This window comes from Shewanella sairae (assembly GCF_023283535.1).
GTDB classification, from domain to species: Bacteria; Pseudomonadota; Gammaproteobacteria; order Enterobacterales; family Shewanellaceae; genus Shewanella; species Shewanella sairae.
The window spans coordinates 21,560-35,348 of record NZ_JAKILT010000027.1 but is presented as its reverse complement, the minus strand read 5'-3'; the positions used below and the strand labels follow the sequence as shown (position 1 = coordinate 35,348).

The 13,789-nt window shown below is 43.8% G+C and carries 13 protein-coding genes; 7 read left to right on the top strand and 6 right to left on the bottom strand.

Features of this window, described 5'->3' with window-relative positions; translation table 11 throughout:
• Positions 1-544: 544 nt before the first annotated feature.
• From L2748_RS12670 to flhA, 7 genes are all read left to right on the top strand, one after another.
• The gene (locus L2748_RS12670; RefSeq protein WP_220782761.1) at positions 545-1,426 is read left to right on the top strand and encodes a FliM/FliN family flagellar motor switch protein; all 882 of its coding nucleotides are present in this window, start codon (positions 545-547) and stop codon (positions 1,424-1,426) included.
• Positions 1,419-1,775 (top strand): flagellar motor switch protein FliN, encoded by a 357-nt coding sequence (gene fliN / locus L2748_RS12665; protein WP_108945108.1) that lies wholly within the window; start codon positions 1,419-1,421, stop codon positions 1,773-1,775. Before L2748_RS12670 ends, fliN begins: the two co-directional genes overlap by 8 nt.
• A 2-nt stretch (positions 1,776-1,777) precedes the next feature.
• Positions 1,778-2,506 (top strand): flagellar type III secretion system pore protein FliP, encoded by a 729-nt coding sequence (gene fliP, locus L2748_RS12660; RefSeq protein WP_220782760.1) that lies wholly within the window; start codon positions 1,778-1,780, stop codon positions 2,504-2,506.
• A 234-nt stretch (positions 2,507-2,740) separates the two neighbouring features.
• Complete coding sequence (locus tag L2748_RS12655) at positions 2,741-3,010, top strand: flagellar biosynthetic protein FliQ (RefSeq protein WP_108945110.1); 270 nt, start codon at positions 2,741-2,743, stop codon at positions 3,008-3,010.
• Positions 3,011-3,066: 56 nt separating this feature from the next.
• Positions 3,067-3,840, top strand: a complete 774-nt coding sequence (gene fliR, locus L2748_RS12650; RefSeq protein ID WP_220782759.1) for a flagellar biosynthetic protein FliR — start codon at positions 3,067-3,069, stop codon at positions 3,838-3,840.
• Positions 3,841-3,842: 2 nt separating this feature from the next.
• Positions 3,843-4,973, top strand: coding sequence for a flagellar biosynthesis protein FlhB (gene flhB / locus L2748_RS12645; RefSeq protein ID WP_220782758.1), 1,131 nt, complete (start codon positions 3,843-3,845; stop codon positions 4,971-4,973).
• A 15-nt stretch (positions 4,974-4,988) separates the two neighbouring features.
• Positions 4,989-7,070, top strand: coding sequence for a flagellar biosynthesis protein FlhA (flhA, locus tag L2748_RS12640; protein WP_220782757.1), 2,082 nt, complete (start codon positions 4,989-4,991; stop codon positions 7,068-7,070).
• Positions 7,071-7,137: 67 nt separating this feature from the next.
• Here flhA and L2748_RS12635 read toward each other — a convergent pair whose 3' ends face one another.
• The 6 genes from L2748_RS12635 to L2748_RS12610 form a co-directional block, all read right to left on the bottom strand.
• Positions 7,138-8,112: an alpha/beta fold hydrolase gene (locus tag L2748_RS12635; RefSeq protein ID WP_220782756.1), complete on the bottom strand. Its 975-nt coding sequence runs from the start codon at positions 8,110-8,112 to the stop codon at positions 7,138-7,140.
• A gap of 147 nt (positions 8,113-8,259) precedes the next feature.
• Entirely contained in the window at positions 8,260-10,053 is a 1,794-nt protein-coding gene (locus L2748_RS12630; protein ID WP_220782755.1) for a DUF885 domain-containing protein, read from the bottom strand.
• A 179-nt stretch (positions 10,054-10,232) separates the two neighbouring features.
• Entirely contained in the window at positions 10,233-11,609 is a 1,377-nt protein-coding gene (gene hemN / locus L2748_RS12625) for an oxygen-independent coproporphyrinogen III oxidase (RefSeq protein ID WP_276516336.1), read from the bottom strand.
• A gap of 249 nt (positions 11,610-11,858) precedes the next feature.
• Entirely contained in the window at positions 11,859-12,326 is a 468-nt protein-coding gene (locus L2748_RS12620; RefSeq protein ID WP_220782753.1) for a DUF2489 domain-containing protein, read from the bottom strand.
• Positions 12,327-12,418: 92 nt separating this feature from the next.
• Positions 12,419-12,955, bottom strand: a complete 537-nt coding sequence (yihI, locus tag L2748_RS12615; protein ID WP_220782752.1) for a Der GTPase-activating protein YihI — start codon at positions 12,953-12,955, stop codon at positions 12,419-12,421.
• Positions 12,956-13,007: 52 nt separating this feature from the next.
• Positions 13,008-13,676, bottom strand: coding sequence for a methyltransferase domain-containing protein (locus L2748_RS12610; protein ID WP_220782751.1), 669 nt, complete (start codon positions 13,674-13,676; stop codon positions 13,008-13,010).
• Positions 13,677-13,789 lie beyond the last annotated feature (113 nt).

Below are 13,789 nucleotides of genomic sequence, written 5' to 3'. Positions count from 1 at the left end.
TATATATTGTCAATGCGATATGTTGATGGTTTGTTTTGTTGTTTAACTTGGCTGTTGTTTATCGCAAATTTTATGTTAAGTGTGATCTTTGTTGGTTTTTGCTGTGCTGTCATTTGGTTTTGTTTTGGCTCAACCTTATGTATTTAAATGGTTTGTTGTTTTTTTGAATTAGATGTTTTTTTGCGTTATCAACAACAGAGGCAGGTGTCTTTTATAATAAATAGGATTTTTTATTTATAATCGCTCTAGTTTTATTTACTCTTAAATAAAGTTATCATTATTGTTAGATATAAGTTTTGACTATTAACGATGTCAACAAATTGTCTTTTTATATTAAAGTGTCATTTTTATAACGCTTTTAATATTTTGACGGTTAATTGACGCTGGTGTGTTTTTATTCGGTTTTAATTGGTTTTATTTTCCAGTAGACCAAATTTTAAATGGCTTCTGGTTAATATTTGTGTGATTTGGCTTTGGAATAACTTGAAGTTGATTAATAAGCTATAAATGTCATATCTCTGACTTTTTGTTCTGGAATTTAAAGATGAAAACAACGGCTAAGGCTACGCTCATTAAATCTGAGAGTAGTGCAGAAGTTAGGCCTGTCGCCTTGATTAAAGAAAAGCTAGCTAGAAGCCGCTTATTGGTGCAATTAGATCAATGTTTACGCCCAATTATGGATGTTGTGAATGAATTATTGAATCCGATTATTCGCCAAGGCCACCATGGAATATCGCAGGTCTCTCTGACGACAAAAAACAGCTCAATAATCCCTGAGCCACATCATGCATGGTTCTTACTGACCTACAACAGAGTTGCCTTAGGTTGGTGGCGAATAGATAAATGCACTTTAGACCAATTGGCGAGTGGTTATTATGGCGCTTTTTCAAGCACGCCTAAGTCACCATTGCGGGCTCCGAGCCAATCAGAGTTTCGTTTAGTTAAGCGGCTAATGATTGCTGCGATAAAACGATTGCCGACAACTGAAATAGATGAAGACGGACTTGAGTTAGAGTTACTCACAAATGAAACACCGATTAAGGCTCCTGTTTGTTGTGAATTAAGTTTCCCTGCGGCACATATGGGACCATCGATGTTATTTTTTATGAGTGAACATTTACTTGGTTTGATGGCTGAACTGCCTAGTCAATATCAAGCAGATCCTGCTTTAGCTGAAAAGCTCGCACATAGATTAAAGCAAATCCCTTTAAGAGTATTGTTGGAACTTGGACATCAAAGTACTTCGCTGACTTCGCTCCAAAATCTTGCTGTAGGCGACATTTTGCCTATGAACTTGCATTCACGCTGCCCTGTAACGGTTGGTAAGCGTCCTCTTTTTTATGCCACTGTCCACACCCATGAAGGGCAAATGGTGGCGAAATTGACTCAAGAAGCCTTTCAAATGGAGGAGAAATCCAATGGCTGATCATAATATTTTACAAGATGAAGATTTCCTGTTGGATGATGAGCTGTTTTCTGAAGATGAGTATAGTCAGCCAAAGCAGCAAGCTAAACCGGCGAAAGACATGTCTTTCTTTCACCAGCTGCCAGTACAGGTGACGTTAGAGTTAGCTAGCGCAGAGATGTCTTTAGGCGAATTGACTAAGATGGGAGAAGGGGATGTTGTTGCGCTTGATCGTATGGTAGGCGAGCCCTTAGATATTCGAGTTAATGGCGCATTGCTTGGCAGAGGTGAAGTGGTTGAAGTTAACGGCCGTTATGGTGTGCGTTTACTTGAAGTGGAAGCTATCAGTCTCACTGGAGCAAATGACTGAATATGTGGCGATTCTTGCTGATATTACTGTTAAGCTTTTCATCAACGGCGTATGCCAATGACGGCTTAACACTGTTCACGCTAAATGATGGTGCAGATACAGAATCGGTGAGCGTAAAGCTAGAGATTCTAGCATTGATGACAGTGTTAAGTTTTCTGCCTGCGATGCTGATGATGCTCACCAGTTTTACACGCATTATTGTGGTACTGGGTATCTTACGGCAAGCATTGGGATTACAGCAAAGCCCCCCAAATAAGGTATTGATAGGAATAGCATTAGTGATGACTATTTTTATTATGCGCCCGGTTGGAGAAGAGATTTACCAAACGGCTTTCTTACCTTATGACCAAGGCTTGATTGAGTTACCTGAAGCTGTCGCGCGTGGCGAGAAACCGTTGCGACAATTTATGCTCGCGCAAACTCGTGAAACGGATCTTGAGCAAATGCTAAAGATTGCTGATGAACCCACAACATTATCGTCAGAAGAAGTGCCTTTTTTTGTGCTGATGCCAGCTTATGTATTGAGTGAGTTAAAAACCGCATTTCAGATTGGATTTCTCCTGTTTTTACCTTTCTTAGTGATTGACCTCGTGGTGGCGAGTGTTCTTATGTCTATGGGGATGATGATGTTATCGCCGCTGATTATCTCGCTACCTTTTAAATTAATGGTTTTTGTTCTGGTTGATGGTTGGTCCATGACGGTTAGTACACTGGTAGCCAGTTATGGGTAAGTTTATCTCAATAGCGGTAATCTCAGATGAAGTGTAACAATCAACAATTGGTTTATGTTTCTTTTGCTGATCTTATCTACTTGCTGTTAGGTAGCGTTATGTTGACGCTGGTCGCTGTCAATGAGTGGCCTACCGTTATTGCGTTACTGACTGGAACGAGGTTGTAGAGCGTGGGTATATATGAATTTGCAGGGGCAATGAATATGTTTGCTTATCACTTGAGTGAGGTAAGCGATGGATGTGAATGAATTAACATCTTTCTTTGCCGATGCGGTTTATTTGGTCATCGCGATGGTTGGAATATTAGTCCTGCCAAGCTTAATTGTTGGCTTGGTGGTGGCGGTATTTCAAGCAGCCACTCAGGTGAACGAACAAACCCTCAGTTTTTTACCTCGTTTGGTGATAACGCTTTTGATGGTGCTGTTTTCAGGTGAGTGGATGCTAGTGCAACTGGGTGACTTATTTGATCGCTTGTTCATTAATATCCCTCATATGATAGGTTAAATCATATGTTTAGCTCGATGAACACCATGCTCGTTTTAATACGATTGGTAAGCTAGATGCTGTCTCTTACCTCTGAGCAACTGAGTACGTTTATTGGCACATTCTGGTGGCCTTTTTGTCGAATAATGGGTGCCTTTATGGTCATGCCATTTTTGAGCAGTACTTATATTCCGGCAACAGTGCGCATCTTGCTCGCATTAACCTTGTCAGCACTTGTGGCGCCTATGCTACCGCCTTTACCGCAAGTTGATGCTATCTCGCTGCATGCACTTTTTCTCGCTATTGAGCAGTTGCTTGTGGGGTTTATGTTGGCGCTGTTTCTTACCATCATGCTCTATATCATGACGCTATTAGGCGAGATGTTATCGATGCAAATGGGGCTTGCGATGGCGGTGATGAATGATCCCTCTAGTGGTGGTTCTCATCCTATTCTTGGGCAGTGGTTTCTGCTTTACGGTACCTTACTTTTCCTCGCGCTTGATGGGCACTTGGTCGCTATCGGCGTGTTAGTCGATAGTTTTCTATTATGGCCTGTCGGTATGGGCATTTTTGATTTGCCACTAATGGGGCTGATAGGCCGTATTAGTTGGATGTTTGCAGCTGCATTTATGTTAGCGCTTCCTTCCATACTTGCCATGCTCATGGTTAACATTACCTTTGGTGTGTTGAGCCGTTCAGCTCCATCGCTAAACGTTTTCGCTTTAGGTTTTCCGATGTCGATGTTGATGGGACTATTATGTGTATTTTTTTCCTTTAGTGGCTTACCGAGCCGCTATAGCGACCTCTGTTTAGACGCCTTGTCTGCTATGCACCAGTTTATTGGAGGCTAGGCATGAGTAAAGATACCGGACAGAGTAAAACCGAGAATGCAACGCCCAAAAAGCTCAAGCAAGCTCGAGATCAGGGACAGGTTCCACGCTCTAAGGATTTTACCTCAGCTGCTTTAATTATTGGTTGTTCATTACTGCTGACCACGAGCGCCGGTGAGATTGGCGGGCGGGTTGCACAGTTGGCGCAAACCAATATGTCGTTTACCAAAGCACAGTTAGATGAGCCAGGAATGATGACGCGTCATCTAGGGCAAGCACTTCTAGAAGTGCTTTATATTCTAGGACCGCTTTTTATTGCGGTGGCGTTGATCGCATTGATTGCTGGAGCCATGCCCGGTGGATTGATATTTAATTTTGGCAATGCGGGTTTTAAATATAGCCGAATTGATCCCATCGCCGGTATGGGGCGAATGGTGTCGATAAAGTCACTTGCAGAGCTGATTAAGTCGGTGCTTAAAATTGTATTGTTGGTCGGGATTATGTGGTTTTTCCTCGATAAAAACTTGCAAACCCTGATGACGTTTTCGCAACTACCCGTAGATGAAGCAATCACACGTGTCATTGATATGTTGGCACTTGGGGTGTTTTATTTAGGCCTCGGTCTGCTATTTATTGCTTGTATCGATTTACCTTACCAGTATTGGCAGCATCATGATGAGCTGAAAATGTCGCTGCAAGAAGTGAAAGATGAGCATAAGCAGCAGGAAGGTAAACCTGAAATTAAGGCCAAAATTCGCCAAATGCAACAGCGTATTAGTCGTTCAAGGGCTGATGTGTCTATCCCTAATGCTGACGTGCTTTTAGTTAACCCGACTCATTATGCTGTTGCACTCAAATACGATGCTAACAAGGCTGATGCGCCTTATGTTCTCACCAAGGGCACGGATGAGTTAGCCCTCTATATGCGCGAAGTGGCAAAGCGTCACAACGTGGAAATATTAGAATTACCGCCGCTTACTCGAGCGATTTATTACTCGACGAATATTGAACAACAGATCCCCGCAGCGCTTTTTGTGGCGATAGCCCATGTGCTGACTTATGTCATGCAAATTAGAGCTGCAAGGCAAGGTAAGCAAGCTAAGCCGGATCCACTACCTCACTTTTTTATTCCAACCAACTTACGACACGATTAAAGGATATCTGACTTCATGAACTGGTTTTCGCGTACTTTTACCGGTAGTCCAGGCTATATAGGCATTCCTATTATGCTTTTGGCCGTATTGGCGATGGTGATTTTGCCGTTACCGCCATGGTTATTGGATATTTTGTTTACCTTCAATATCGTATTAGCCGTAATGGTGCTGTTGGCGAGTGTTTCCATTCGTCGGCCACTTGAACTGTCGGTTTTTCCAACAGTGCTGCTATTGGCGACGCTACTGCGTTTGACCTTGAACGTCGCATCGACTCGTGTGGTGCTGATTGAGGGGCATGAAGGTGGAGATGCCGCGGGTAAGGTGATCCAAGCCTTTGGTGAAGTGGTTATCGGCGGTAACTATGTTGTCGGTGGTGTTATCTTCCTTATCTTAATGATCATTAACTTTGTGGTGATCACTAAGGGTGGCGAGCGTATATCTGAAGTTTCGGCGCGCTTTACCTTAGACGCCTTGCCGGGCAAGCAAATGGCAATTGATGCCGATTTAAATGCCGGAATATTAACTCAAGAGCAGGCAAGAGAGAGGCGTAAAGAAGTCGCTAGCGAAGCCGATTTTTATGGCTCGATGGATGGTGCATCTAAGTTTGTTCGTGGTGATGCAATCGCGAGTATGCTGATTCTAGCCATCAATATGTTGGGTGGTTTAGCAATCGGTATCTTTATGCATGACTTAGGGGCTGCGGATGCCTTTAAGACCTATGCACTTTTAACCATTGGTGATGGCTTAGTTGCGCAGATCCCATCTTTGTTACTCGCCACAGCTGCCGCAATTATTGTGACTCGCGTTTCAGACGCAGAAGAGATGCCTGAGCAGCTGCGTAATCAGTTGCTAGCGAACCCGAAAACACTGGCTACATCGGCTGGGGTGATGTTCATTTTAGGCATAGTGCCGGGGATGCCGACATTTGTATTCCTATCATTTGCAGCCCTACTTGCGTTCGCAGCCTGGAAGCAAGATAAACGCGGTCCGGTGATAAAAGAGTCTAAGATTGAACAGCAATTAGAGAATAACTTGAGCGAGCCGTCTGCGCCAAGTTGGGATGCATTGCCTTATACCGACCTGATAGAAGTGCGCTTAGGTTATCGCTTAGTGCATTTGGTTGAGCGCAGTAAGGGCGCTGAATTGCAGAAGCGCTTAACCGGTATTCGCCGTACCTTGTCTGAGCAAGCAGGCTTTTTACTGGCTGAGGTACGTGTGCGCGACAACTTGTCTTTGGCGCCAAATGCCTACCAAATTAATATGATGGGCAACCCTGTAGTGACTGCAGAACTAGAGCCTGAGCGTTTAATGGCGATTAAGAGTGGTCCGGTATTTGGTGAAATAGATGGCATTATTACCAAAGAGCCAGCTTACCAAATGGATGCGATTTGGGTCGAACAAGACAATAAAGCTAAAGCGCTCAATCTGGGTTATTCAGTCGTGGATAATGCCACCGTTATTGCGACTCATGTGAGTAAGTTAATACGAGAGTCACTGCCAGATATGTTGCAGCATGATGACGTATTGGCGCTTAGTGATCGCTTAGCAAAGCAGTCGCCAAAGTTAGCTGAAGCCCTTAATAACGCGCTTACGCCTATTTTGCAGTTGAAGGTATATCGATTATTGCTTAAAGAGCAGGTTTCGCTTAAAGATATTCGTACTATCGCAACCACATTATTAGATTGCAGCGAGAACAGTAAAGATCCTGTTTTACTCGCGGCAGATGTGCGTTGTGCACTGCGTAACTCGATATTGCACTCCATCGTTGGTGCAGCACCTAAGCTTAACGTCATGACCTTGGCGCCAGAGTTAGAGCAAACGCTAATGACTGCGCTGAACCAGTCGCAGCAACAAGGTAAAGTCGCGCTCGATAGCTTCCCGGTTGACCCGCACTTGTTGGCACAGTTACAGCAAAGAATGCCGCAGCTACTGGCTGAAGCCAAAGAGCAGGGACATAGTCCGTTACTTTTAGTTTCACCACCTTTAAGACCAATTTTAGCGCGTTATGCATTGGCTTTTGCTCGTGGCTTGCATGTGTTGTCTTACAATGAGATCCCTGAAACCCGTGAGTTGATGGTGGCAGGGCAGTTAGGTTAAAGGCTGTGTTCTTCGCCTAAAAATAGCAAAGGATAGCCAAGTGCTATCCTTTTTTGTGTCGCCTTAATCACTGAGCCTTAGCTAAAAACGCCAGTAATGCATTTAACGCTTGATTACGGGCTTTATCACGCTCCATAAATATTTCATGGCGGGCGTAAGGAATTTTGGTGAGCTGACAGAATCCATTTATCGCGCGTTTCTGAGCACGATTATCAACAATAGTATCTTCTTCAGCTTGCAGGATTAACAAGGGGATCTTGCTATTACGTGCAGCCTGAATCGCTTGTTCACCAGCGTCAATTGACTCAACTAGCCAATGGTTAGTTGGTGAGCCAAGTTGTAATTGAGGCACTTGCTGATAAAGCTCACGATAATCTTCATAGCGTAACTTACTGTTGGTGAGATCATTTTTCTCAAACGCTGCAGCGTGATAATCCTTACCGCCTAAGATGTAATTTGGCTGTTTATGGTTATCGAGCAGCGATGCTAGACCGCGAATAAAGCCTTTGGTTAATGGCAATTTAATGCCGTACATAGGCGCAGAAAACACCGCCGCTTTAAAGGTATTTGGGTACTGTTCTAAGTATAACGTCCCGATAGCACCGCCCATCGAATGCCCTACTAGGAAGTAGTTTTCCATCGGGTGTGGTTTAACAACTTTGTCGATAAATTCGGCAAAGTCGTCGACATATCGCTGGAACTTGTCGATATGTCCTTGATGAGCATTTTGAGTTGTTCGGGCAGATAAACCCTGACCTCGATGATCAATGGCAAATAAACTGTAGCCCTGTTCATACAAATCAAACATCAGCTCTTTGTATTTTAAGTAGGATTCAACTCGACCACTGCTGATCACAATTGTGCCTATGCTGTTTGGGTGCGTAATGCGGGCATAGGCAAGTGTAATATCGTCTCGGGTTTTGAAGCTCGATTGCGTAACCTGTTGCCAAAAAACTTTCTGCTCAGGGCTGTTGAGGTGGTGCTCTGATGAAAAGCTAGTTGGAATAGTGGTGTTCATATAGGGCTCTGTGGCAATCGACATGGAGTGGTTCTATTGAGTGATCTTGCATGCAGTGTAGCAAACTTGCTCAGGCAGACTCTAGTGAAACATAAGTCTGAAACACCCTAATAAAAAAGGCCGCAAATGCGACCTTATCATTATCCGTATAACAGCGTTAACTGGTCTCAGTTAGATAGCAGCCTTTTGCGTCGCGATAAAATCATTTATCTGCTGTTCTAGCACTGACATTGGCACTGAGCCATTGGCGAGAATGGCATCGTGGAAGGCACGAATATCAAAATTTTCGCCCAGTTCAGCTTCCGCTTGTGCGCGTAAACGTTTAATCGTTAACTCACCAATTTTGTATGACAGCGCTTGCCCTGGCCAATTGATATAGCGGTCAATTTCGGTCGTGACGTTATGCATTGAAAGCGCTGTGTTACTCGCCATAAAGTCGATGGCTTGCTGGCGACTCCAGCCATTGGCGTGCATACCTGTATCAACCACTAAGCGCGCTGCACGCCACATCTCGTAGGTTAGGCGACCAAAGTTACTGTATGGATCTTGGTAAAAGCCGGCTTCGAGCCCTAAGTATTCTGAGTATAAACCCCAGCCCTCACCAAATGCCGAGATATAGCTGTAACGGCGAAAGTTGGGTAAGTCGGTTAATTCTTGGTTGAGCGCGATTTGTAGATGGTGTCCGGGAACAGCTTCATGCAGTGTCAGCGCTTCCATTTCATATAACGGGCGTTTGTCGAGTGCGTAGGTGTTTACCCAGTAATAGCCTGGCTCGTCATCTCGGTTAGAGCCCGAATAACGCCCGGTGGTGTATTTAGGTGCTATTTCAGCCGGTACAGGCTCAATACCGTATGGCTGGCGCGGTAACTTACCAAAATACTTTGGTAGCATAGCATCGGCTTTTTTAGCGATATAAGCGGCTTCTTTGAGTAACTCTTCTGCGGTTTTAGGGTAAAACTGTGGGTCAGTACGTAAAAAGTGTAGAAACTCAGCAAAGCTACCTGCAAAACCGACTTGCTCGATGATTTGCTGCATCTCAGCGCGAATGCGTTTAACTTCTTGCAAGCCAAGTTGATGCACTTCATCTGAAGTCATATCGAGTGTGGTGTAGTAACGCACGCGGTTTTCGTAAAAAGCCTCACCATCGGGGAGATCATAAGATGCGATGCTTTCACGGGTATTGGGTATGTACTCGGTGGTCATAAACTCCAAGAAAGCTTGGTAGGTTGGTAATACCGTGTTGGCGACCAACTCACGCCCTTGTTGGGTTAATTGGGCTTTTTCGGCGTCAGTAAAATGGCTTGGGTATTCGGTAAAGGGGGCAAAGTAGCCACTGTCTTCAACTGGCACGATAAAGGCGCTAATACTGGTTTCAAAACCTTGTAAGGTAACTTTAGACGGGGTGATCCCAGCTGCAATACCTTGCTTTAACCAGTAAGTTTGCTGTTTGAAGTAGTTCGGCAGTGCTTGCAGTTGCTTAATATAGTTTTGATAGTCTTCAACTTTATTGAAGCGACCTTTGCTTATTGAGGCGATATAAGCATGAAAACCACTTTCGGCTGACAGCGGCATGTAGTGGTCGTTATAGCGGTATTGGTCGACTTGGTTTTGAACTTGGTCTTGCAGGATTTGCGCGTTAATTTTGTCATTTTTATTAAGGCTGCTACGGTCAATCTGTTTGATTTGCGCGAGTAATACTTGCCTACGCTGATCGAGTGCCGCTAACGCTTGCGATGATAAGTCCTGTAGCTGCCCGGCTTTAGAAGCATCACCCATTGAATATGCAAAACTTGGGCTGGCGTCGAGTGAAATCTGCCAAGCTGCATCAATAGCTGTTTGTAGCTGTGAGTTAGTTGCTACTTGAGTGGCGTTAGTTATTGTCTCGGAGTTGTTTGTTGGCGTGCTAGGTGTTTGGCAAGCGCTAAGGCTGGCGACAAGCAAGGTCGGGAGTAGGTACTTATACATGAATCATCCATTATTGTTTTAGTTATATTGATTGGTATTAACAAGATGATTATGCCGTGATGGCATGTAAAGATCACGGTCAAAGTGTATACAATTGTAATGAAAGGTTTTGGTTCACTTTACTGATTTTAGACATAAAAAAACCGGCTAATGCCGGTTTTTTTGCTAATCAAACTTGATTAGATAACGCGAGAGAACTGTTGTTGTCTTGCTTTCTCACGGTAGTAAACGTCGAAACAGATACAGATATTACGGATCAATAGACGGCCAGTTGGGCTGATAGTGATCTTACGGTCTGTAATGTCGACGAGCTTATCATCGATGAAAGTTTGCAGTAGTTTAAGATCTTCTGCGAAGTACTCTTCAAAGTTGATGTTTAGCTTTTCTTCAATCTTCGCCATATCCAGGTCGAAGTGGCAGATTAGCTGCTTAATCACTACGCGGCGAATTTCGTCGTCACGGTTTAAGCTGCAACCTTTCCATAGTGCATGGCCGTTAGCATCGATTGACTCGAAGTAAGGACGCACATCTTTTTGGTTCTGAGCATAACAATCGCCAATTTGGCTGATTGATGACACACCCAGACCCAATAGGTCACACTCTTCTTGAGTGGTGTAACCTTGGAAGTTACGGTGTAGACGACCTTCGTTTTGCAAAATAGACAGTTCGTCATCTGGCTTAGCAAAGTGGTCCATACCAATGTACTGGTAGCCGGCACCTGTTAGCGTTTCGATTGTTTGATGCAACATATCGAGTTTTTGCTGAGGTGATGCTAAATCTTCATCTTTAATCTTACGCTGGGCTGCAAAACGAGATGGCAGATGAGCGTAGTTAAATACAGATAGACGATCTGGATTTAAGTCCAAAACACGCTGCATGGTTTCTGCAAACGTTTCTGGTGTTTGGTGCGGCAAGCCATAGATTAGGTCGATATTAGTTGAAACAAAGCCTAGCTCTTTTGCACGCGCCATTAGGTCAAAAATAAACTGCTCGTCTTGCTCGCGGTTTACTGCAACCTGCACCTTTTTATTGAAGTCTTGCACACCAATTGAGATACGGTTAAAGCCGGCTTCTTTTAGGGTGTCTAGCATTGAAAGCTCGATTTCACGAGGATCAACTTCAATTGAGTACTCACCAACATCTGCCACGTTAAAGTTTGCTTTAACCAATGCAGAAAGCGTTAGGATTTGCTCAGGTGTAAGGAATGTCGGTGTACCGCCACCCCAGTGAATTTGGGTCACTAAGTAATTTTTAAACAGCGGCGCGCGTTTAACGATTTCTGCGGCTAAATACTCAATGTATTGATCGGCTTTATGCTGGTGACGAGTGATAACTTTATTGCAGCCACAGTAGTAACAAAGCTTGGCGCAGAAAGGAATATGGATATAAAGAGAAAGCTTGTCACTCTTGCTGTTCTTAATAGAGGTCAGCAGTTTTTCCTCGGTAAACGAATCATCGAATTCCAAGGCCGTCGGATAAGAAGTATAACGTGGACCGCTATAATTGTACTTTTCGATCATTGACTGATCCCAACTAATTGGGGTGGGCTGCTTCAAGGCGTGTCCTCCGGCGTATAGTTTAGCAACATGTGAAGTATGCATGGTTATTTGTTGAATAACCTTGATCCATGTTGTAAAAATTTAATATGGGTAGCAAAGTGTTGTTGAATATCGCTGAAAATGAGGCCTATGTCTGTGGTCTTGAGAAGTTTTTGTGCACAGACTCACCCTATATAAGCAAAATAGGCCATATCTGAGAGCTAGATTCCTGTCTCTCTCTTGCTAGCCATAATGCCTTCGCTTCTTTTAGTGTAGCGAGTGTGGCTGAAATTGGCTGAGTTGTTTTGCTTCTTCGAGTATTTGTGACTCTAACTCACCCTCAGAGCGCATACGGGCAAAATCGAGCTTCATACGCTCACGCTTATCGAGGCTTTTACGTTGCTCTTTAATCGGGTGTGACTCGATTACCGTAAAATGAGCAAAGGTTGCTGGGTATTGTTTTTCAACAAGTTCAGCCATGCCAACCAATTGAAACAGTTTAGCAATACGCATCACTCCTTCAGATAGCTCGCAACGATCTTCCAGCATCGCGGTGGCAATATAGCGGATGTTATCAAGTAGTTCGTCCGACTTGGCTTTGGCTGCAGCGGCTTGCTGTTGTTTTAGTTCTATTTTACGTTGTTGCTGTTTACGTACCTGAATAACCAGATAAGTCGCATATGCCGTAAGCGCGACAATGATAAGTGCACCAAGAATAATGAAGCTTGTTGTCATGCTAAACCCTAATAGTAGAAATGGGATACGGTGACGATTATGGATAAAAAAATGGCATCAATAAAGATGCCATAGATTTTATATAGAACAAATTAATCTTTGTCGAAGTAGTCTTTCAGCAGATCTGCACCAGACTCGAACTTGTCGAATAGGTCGTCATCATTAACTGACTTCTTACCTTGCGGAGCATCATCGTCTTCGTCGGTGATACCAAGCTTGTCCATTAACGCTTCGATTTGAGTGAGTTGCTTGTTCAACCACTTTTGATCTTCTGCGTTAAGGTTTTTACCTTCTTCAAGCATGTCTAACAGGCTATTGAGTCTTGGATCTTCTTCCAGCTTCAATAGTTTCTGCTCATCAGTTAGCTTAGGCCCTTTTGGTTTTGGCTCAGCTTTTACTTCAGCATGAATATTGAGTTGTACAGGCTTTTTACTGCCGTGGCGTGGATCAGCACTTTTGGCCTTACCACCGTTAGCTTGGCTTTCAATCATCGAAGCGTTATGACGACTTCCCGCTTTATTGCCAGCAACTTGTTTTTTGCCTGCAAGAACACGATCTTTCTTCTTGGTTCTTGGGGCTAATTTTGGAGCATTATCGTTGCTCTTACGCATTTTCTTACTACGGGACATGATCGCTTATCTCGATAACTTAAAAGACTCTATTGCTGCAAAGCGGCTTAGCTCATGCAACAACGGAAGTTTGGTCGCGTGTTATATCAGATCCTGATGGTTTTTGCACCAGAATGAGACCGTTTGCTGCAAATAATAGCTTAAAAGCGCCTTTATTTGCTAGAAACTCAAAGGTTGCTTGTTGATAAAAGCTGACATGGGTCAGATTATTTTTGTGGTGCCACTTTTCAAATGCATCAAGATCGCTCAATAAAGGGGTGCAAATTGCCAACCATCCGCTGGGTTTAAGCATTTGCGTCAGTAGCTCCCACTCTTTAAAGGGAAATCGAAAGTGCTCAAACACGCGATAACAGCAAATAAAGTCGTATTCTTGCTTAAGGGAGCGACTCCACGGCGCAATACTGGGGTCATATTGATTGAGTTGATGACCCTTTTTATTGATCTTGCTTAAGGTCTTATTGTCGAGGGTACGGCCAAAGTTAAGACCTAATAAAGGTGTATGACCATCGTCACATTGTTCAACAAGCTCCAACATAAAGCGTGAGAGGGCTTTTTGTTTGTTATTGGCGAGCCGGTACTTTTGTTGCTCTGCTGACGGCGGCAGATGTGAGTTAGCATCTGCGAAGACGAGCTGACATTGGTGGCAGTGGTATAGGCAGCGCTTTTTGTCGGCGAAAAAACGTGCGGTATTATCACTATGACAAAGAGGGCATCTGCGCATATATTCGCTAAACCAATGACTTAATTCATTTGAGTATAAATGAAGATAGTAGAGCTAGAAATAAAAAAAGGCGACAGATTAATCTGTCGCCTCTATAAAAGTGCTAATCCGCA

Excerpts from the sequence above, each read along its gene's own strand:
- L2748_RS12670 (WP_220782761.1), top strand. The coding sequence starts at position 545 with ATGAAAACAACGGCTAAGGCTACGCTCATTAAATCTGAGAGTAGTGCA.
- fliN (WP_108945108.1), top strand. The coding sequence starts at position 1,419 with ATGGCTGATCATAATATTTTACAAGATGAAGATTTCCTGTTGGATGAT.
- fliP (WP_220782760.1), top strand. The coding sequence starts at position 1,778 with ATGTGGCGATTCTTGCTGATATTACTGTTAAGCTTTTCATCAACGGCG.
- L2748_RS12655 (WP_108945110.1), top strand. The coding sequence starts at position 2,741 with ATGGATGTGAATGAATTAACATCTTTCTTTGCCGATGCGGTTTATTTG.
- fliR (WP_220782759.1), top strand. The coding sequence starts at position 3,067 with ATGCTGTCTCTTACCTCTGAGCAACTGAGTACGTTTATTGGCACATTC.
- flhB (WP_220782758.1), top strand. The coding sequence starts at position 3,843 with ATGAGTAAAGATACCGGACAGAGTAAAACCGAGAATGCAACGCCCAAA.
- flhA (WP_220782757.1), top strand. The coding sequence starts at position 4,989 with ATGAACTGGTTTTCGCGTACTTTTACCGGTAGTCCAGGCTATATAGGC.
- L2748_RS12635 (WP_220782756.1), bottom strand. The coding sequence starts at position 8,112 with ATGTCGATTGCCACAGAGCCCTATATGAACACCACTATTCCAACTAGC.
- L2748_RS12630 (WP_220782755.1), bottom strand. The coding sequence starts at position 10,053 with ATGTATAAGTACCTACTCCCGACCTTGCTTGTCGCCAGCCTTAGCGCT.
- L2748_RS12620 (WP_220782753.1), bottom strand. The coding sequence starts at position 12,326 with ATGACAACAAGCTTCATTATTCTTGGTGCACTTATCATTGTCGCGCTT.
- yihI (WP_220782752.1), bottom strand. The coding sequence starts at position 12,955 with ATGTCCCGTAGTAAGAAAATGCGTAAGAGCAACGATAATGCTCCAAAA.
- L2748_RS12610 (WP_220782751.1), bottom strand. The coding sequence starts at position 13,676 with ATGCGCAGATGCCCTCTTTGTCATAGTGATAATACCGCACGTTTTTTC.